Annotated in this window: 1 protein-coding gene and 2 pseudogenes; 2 read left to right on the forward strand and 1 reads right to left on the reverse strand. The window is 64.0% G+C overall.

The annotated features are described in order from the left end of the window. Positions 1-571: pseudogene (locus tag EOC06_RS36995) on the forward strand (esterase-like activity of phytase family protein); the annotation flags it as partial. 85 nt (positions 572-656) lie between these two features. Here the strand turns inward: EOC06_RS36995 and EOC06_RS37000 are convergent. Next, a pseudogene (locus EOC06_RS37000) lies at positions 657-1,160 on the reverse strand (L,D-transpeptidase); the annotation flags it as partial. A gap of 113 nt (positions 1,161-1,273) precedes the next feature. Here EOC06_RS37000 and EOC06_RS37005 point away from each other — a divergent pair. Next, the coding region (locus EOC06_RS37005; RefSeq protein ID WP_245470414.1) for an MATE family efflux transporter at positions 1,274-1,572 on the forward strand (299 nt) is incomplete at its 3' end.

A 1,572-nucleotide genomic window follows, 5' to 3' on the forward strand; every position in this document is an offset into this window, starting at 1 on the left:
CGAATATGTCGTGCCGCTGCCGGTGTTTAGGGATGCCAAGGGCAAGACCAAGGTCGCCGCGCAGAGTGAGATCGTGGCGCTCTCCGACAAGACCTTCCTGATGCTGGCGCGCGACAGCGGCAACGGCCAGGGCCTGAAGGGCGATGCCTCGCTCTATCGCCAGGTCAACGTCGTCGACCTATCCACCGCGACCGACATCGCCGGCGGCGCCTTCGACGCCGCTGACAAGCCGGTCGCCCCCAAGGGCATCGTCGACCCATCGGTGACACCGGCCAAGCTGACGCCATTCATCGACATCAACGACAGTGCCGAGCTCGGCCGCTTCGGCCTGCACAATGGCGCGCCCAACGACCAGGACAACCTTTCCGAGAAGTGGGAGGCGATGTCGGTGGTCAGCGTGCTCGATGCGAAGCTGCCCGACGACTACTTCCTGTTCGTCGCCAACGACAACGACTTCCTCGCCCAGGACGGTTTTCAGGTCGGCGCGCCCTACAAGGCCGAAGACGGCGCCAATGTCGACACCATGTTCCTGGTCTATCAGGTCACGCTGCCGGGTCTAGCCAAGAAGTAACGACCACTGCACGGACGGGCGCGCTTGGCGCGTCCGCCCGGAGCACTATTGCTGGTGTTTTTCCAGGCAGATTGATTGAGAAGGCTTACTTCAAGAACTCCGCGTCCTTCGGGACGCCCGCATCTATCGGCTCGGCGGTTCTGCTCGACACGGCCATGATCTTGCCGGCGGCCAACAGGTTGGGACGCACGAAGACCTGAGCGGGGCCGTTGACGCGGCTGTAGAGGTCGATGATGTCCTGGTTCATGAAGCGCACGCAGCCCGACGAAGCGTTCTTACCGATGGAATCCCACTCCGGCGTGCCGTGCAGCCGGTACATCGTGTCCTTGCCGTCGCGGAACAGATACAGCGCGCGGGCGCCCAACGGGCTCTGCGGGCCGGGCGGCATGCCGTCCTCGTATTTCGCCAGTTCCGGCCGGCGCTGGATCATCTCCGGCGGCGGCGTCCAGACCGGCCACTTCTTCCTCGCCTGGACCACGGCGCTGCCGGTCCATCCGAAACCGGCTTTGCCAAGGCTGACGCCATAGCGAATAGCTGTGCCGCCGTCGCGCACCAGATAAAGGAAGTGCTCAGACGCATCGAGGATCAATATCCCATTCCGGAAGCTTTGAGAACATGATTAGATCACGGCATGACCTGTCCCGTTGAATCGGCAATCATCGCGCACGCGACTTGAAACAAACCTTCGCCGAGCTGCCCGCCATGGACGAAAAAAATCCCCCGCGCCGGCGCACCGGCGACCTGACCAGCGGCCCGATCCCGCGCACGCTTCTGCTGTTTGCCCTGCCGGTGCTCGGCTCCAACGTGCTGCAGTCGCTCAACGGTTCGATCAACGCCGTCTGGGTCGGCCGTTTCCTCGGCGAATCCGCACTGACCGCCACCTCCAACGCCAACCTCGTCCTGTTCCTGATCCTCGGCACTGTGTTCGGCATCGGCATGGCGGCCACCATCCTGGTGGCCCAGTCGGTCGGCGCCCGCGACCTGCCCGAGGCGCGCCACAT

The organism is Mesorhizobium sp. M7A.F.Ca.MR.362.00.0.0 (assembly GCF_004023175.1).
Lineage (GTDB): Bacteria > Pseudomonadota > Alphaproteobacteria > Rhizobiales > Rhizobiaceae > Mesorhizobium.